The following is a 3,605-nucleotide window of genomic DNA, read 5'->3' as shown; positions in this document are numbered from 1 at the left end:
CCAGTCGCGCACCGACACGAGCCACGCGGCCAGCGGGGCCATCGTCATCGGCGCCATCCCCATCCCAGCCGACACGAGCGACACCGCCAGGCTGCGGTGCGTGTCGAACCAGCCGGTCACGCACGCCATCATCGGCGCGAATATCGCGGCGGTCGCGCCGCCGACGGCGAGGCCGAAAGTCAGCTGGAACGCGAGCAGCGACGGCGCACGGCTCGCCAGCGCCAGGCTTGCCGACAGGAGCACGGCGCCCGTGATGACGACCGGGCGCGTGCCGATGCGATCCGACAGGCTGCCCCACCCCATGCTCGCGAAGGCCATGGCAATGAAGCCGAGCGTCATCGCGCCGGAAATGCCGGTCATCGACCAGCCGGTGTCGCGCGCGATCGCGCGCAGGAACACCGGCAGCGAAAACATCGCGCCGACCGCGATGCAGCCCATCAGGCCGCCCGCGGCGACGATCACCCAGCGGTATCGGGAATCCGGCATGGCGTGGCTCCTTTTCGTGACGGCAATGCCCGGGAACCGGGTGCCACCTGCGTGGCGTCCTGCCCGGTCGACATGGATACGACGGGCGACGCATCGGGAAATCGACATGCGCGGGACGCGCACCGACGAATTTTTTGTGGTCCGCCACTCCGCTCCGCCCGCAACCGGCGAATCGGGCCGACACCGCGACGCGGATCGTCCGGTCGGTCTGTCCCCTGCCAGCACGCTTTTCGGGAATCGGAAAGTCCAAATCAGAAATCGTTGGTTGGGACCCGAGAGCGCGCTGACTACACTCGAGCGATCTTGTCATAACAAGTTGACCGATGACCTCACCCAACGTCGTGCCGCTGTCGGCGGCTCCGCTCTACGTGCAGATCAAGGACACCCTGCGCGCGCGCATTCTCGACGGCACCTATGCGCCGCACAGCCGGATGCCTTCCGAGCACGATCTCTGCGCGATGTTCGACGTCAGCCGTATCACGGTGCGCCAGGCGCTCGGCGATCTGCAGAAGGAAGGACTGCTGTTCAAGCTGCACGGCAAGGGCACCTTCGTGTCGAAGCCGAAGGCATTCCAGAACGTGACGTCGCTGCAGGGCTTCGCCGAGGCGATGTCGTCGATGGGCTACGAGATCGTCAACCAGGTGCGCAGTTTCCGCACCGTCAAGGCCGACCGCCATCTCGCGACGAAGCTGAACGTGCCCGAAGGCGCGCCGCTCGTCGAGATTCATCGCGTGCGGCTGCTGAATCGCGAGCCGGTGTCGCTCGAACAGACCTGGGTGCCCGAAGCCGTCGGCAAACGCCTCGCGGGCGCCGATCTCGCGACCCGCGACATCTTCCTGGTCCTGGAAAACGACTGCGGCATCCCGCTCGGCCATGCCGACGTGTCGATCGACGCGATTCTCGCCGACGACGAGATCGTCGATGCGCTGCATGTCGAGGAAAGCAGCCCCGTGCTGCGCATCGAGCGCCTCACGCATGACGCGTCGGGCGCACCGATCGACTACGAAATTCTCTACTTCCGCGGCGACGCCTTCCAGTACCGGCTGCGCATCGACCGGCAGAAGCCGCGCAAACCTGCAAGGACACAACGATGACTACCCATGTGCTCGAATACGACATCGTCGTGGTCGGCGGCGGCACGGCCGGCCCGATGGCGGCGATCAAGGCGAAGGAACGCGACCCGTCGCTGCGCGTGCTGCTGCTCGAAAAAGCGCACGTGAAGCGCAGCGGCGCGATCTCGATGGGGATGGACGGCCTGAACAATGCGGTGATCCCCGGGCATGCGACACCCGAGCAGTACACGCGCGAGATCACCATCGCCAACGACGGGATCGTCGACCAGGAAGCCGTGCATGCGTATGCCACGCACAGCTTCGCGACGATCGAGCAGCTCGACCGCTGGGGCGTGAAGTTCGAAAAGGACGGCACCGGCGACTACGCGGTGAAGAAGGTCCACCACATGGGCGCATACGTGCTGCCGATGCCCGAAGGCCACGACATCAAGAAGGTGCTGTACCGGCAGCTGAAGCGCGCGCGCATCGCGATTACGAACCGGATCGTCGCGACGCGCGTGCTGACCGATGCACAGGGCCGCGCGAGCGGCGTGCTCGGTTTCGACTGCCGGACGGCCGAGTTCCACGTGATCCGCGCGAAGGCCGTGATCCTCTGCTGCGGCGCGGCCGGCCGCCTCGGCCTGCCGGCATCGGGCTACCTGATGGGCACCTACGAGAACCCGACCAACGCAGGCGACGGCTACGCGATGGCCTATCACGCCGGTGCCGCGCTAGCGAACCTCGAATGCTTCCAGATCAATCCGCTGATCAAGGACTACAACGGCCCCGCGTGCGCGTACGTGACGGGCCCGCTCGGCGGCTTCACCGCGAACGGCAAGGGCGAACGCTTCATCGAATGCGATTACTGGAGCGGCCAGATGATGTGGGAGTTCTACCAGGAACTGCAAAGCGGTAACGGCCCCGTGTTCCTGAAGCTCGACCATCTCGCGGAAGAAACGATCCAGACCATCGAGCAGATCCTGCATACGAACGAGCGGCCGAGCCGCGGCCGCTTTCACGCGGGGCGCGGCACCGACTACCGGCAGCAGATGGTCGAAATGCACATTTCCGAGATCGGCTTCTGCAGCGGCCACAGCGCATCCGGCGTGTATGTGAACGCACGCGCGGAGACGACCGTGCCGGGGCTCTACGCGGCCGGCGACATGGCGGCCGTCCCGCACAACTACATGCTCGGCGCATTTACGTACGGCTGGTTTGCCGGGCAGAACGCGGCCGACTACGTGGCCGGCCGTGCGCATGCACCGGTGGACGACGAACAGGTCGCCGCCGAACGCACCCGCGTGCTTGCGCCGCTGTTGCGCGAGCGCGGCCTGGCGCCAGCGCAGGTCGAATACAAGCTGCGCCGCATGGTGAACGACTATCTGCAACCGCCGAAGGTGACGCGCAAGATGGAAATCGGGCTGCAACGCTTTGACGCCATTACTGAGGATATCGAATCGATAAAAGCCGATCATCCGCACGAACTGATGCGCGCCGCCGAGGTACGCGCGATCCGCGACTGCGCGGAAATGGCCGCGCGCGCGTCGCTGTTCCGCACCGAGAGCCGCTGGGGTCTGTACCACCATCGCGTCGACTTCCCGCAGCGCAACGACGCCGAGTGGTTCTGCCACACGTGGCTGAGCAAGAGCGCCGACGGCGCAATGCGCAGCGAGAAGCGCGCGGTCGAACCCTACGTCGTACCGCTCGCCGACGACGAGCGCAGCGCCTACGCGCATCTGCGCATCCGCGAACCGGCCGCACCCGCGGCCACCCTCTGAGGAATCCTGCCGTGTCCCATACGCCGTATGACATCTTCCTGCGCAGCAGCGCGCCCGTCACGATCGACGAGGATCGGTGCATCGCCGACAAGGGCTGCACCGTCTGCGTCGACGTGTGCCCGCTCGACCTGCTCGCGATCGACGTGACGAAAGGCAAGGCCTATATGCAGTTCGACGAGTGCTGGTACTGCATGCCGTGCGAGCGCGACTGCCCGACCGGTGCGGTCAAGGTCGACATCCCGTACCTGCTGCGCTGATCGTGTGCGCGGCAGGCTCTCACCCTCCCCCG

The 3,605-nt window shown here is 66.2% G+C and carries 4 protein-coding genes; 3 read left to right on the top strand and 1 reads right to left on the bottom strand.

The features are described from left to right. The coding region (locus tag JYJ84_RS31460) for an MFS transporter (protein ID WP_205189926.1) at nt 1–486 on the bottom strand (486 nt) is incomplete at its 3' end. A gap of 323 nt (nt 487–809) precedes the next feature. Between JYJ84_RS31460 and JYJ84_RS31455 the strand changes: the two genes are divergently transcribed. From JYJ84_RS31455 to JYJ84_RS31445, 3 genes are read left to right on the top strand one after another with little or no spacing between them, the layout of a single operon-like run. Beyond that, nucleotides 810–1,580 (top strand): GntR family transcriptional regulator, encoded by a 771-nt coding sequence (locus tag JYJ84_RS31455; RefSeq protein ID WP_122945675.1) that lies wholly within the window; start codon nt 810–812, stop codon nt 1,578–1,580. After that, nucleotides 1,577–3,316, top strand: coding sequence for a fumarate reductase/succinate dehydrogenase flavoprotein subunit (locus JYJ84_RS31450; protein WP_122945676.1), 1,740 nt, complete (start codon nt 1,577–1,579; stop codon nt 3,314–3,316). The genes JYJ84_RS31455 and JYJ84_RS31450 overlap by 4 nt, the downstream gene beginning before the upstream one ends. An 11-nt stretch (nt 3,317–3,327) precedes the next feature. Beyond that, nucleotides 3,328–3,573, top strand: a complete 246-nt coding sequence (locus JYJ84_RS31445) for a ferredoxin family protein (protein ID WP_122945677.1) — start codon at nt 3,328–3,330, stop codon at nt 3,571–3,573. Nucleotides 3,574–3,605: the final 32 nt, after the last annotated feature.

Origin of the sequence: Burkholderia sp. LMG 13014 (genome assembly GCF_905232215.1) — a bacterium.
Taxonomy (GTDB): Bacteria; Pseudomonadota; Gammaproteobacteria; order Burkholderiales; family Burkholderiaceae; genus Burkholderia.
Note: the sequence above shows the minus strand (reverse complement) of the source record. Positions and strands in the feature narration are given on the sequence as shown.

What these genes read in the sequence shown, in the direction of transcription:
- JYJ84_RS31450 (WP_122945676.1), top strand. Translation starts at nt 1,577, where the DNA reads ATGACTACCCATGTGCTCGAATACGACATCGTCGTGGTCGGCGGCGGC.
- JYJ84_RS31455 (WP_122945675.1), top strand. Translation starts at nt 810, where the DNA reads ATGACCTCACCCAACGTCGTGCCGCTGTCGGCGGCTCCGCTCTACGTG.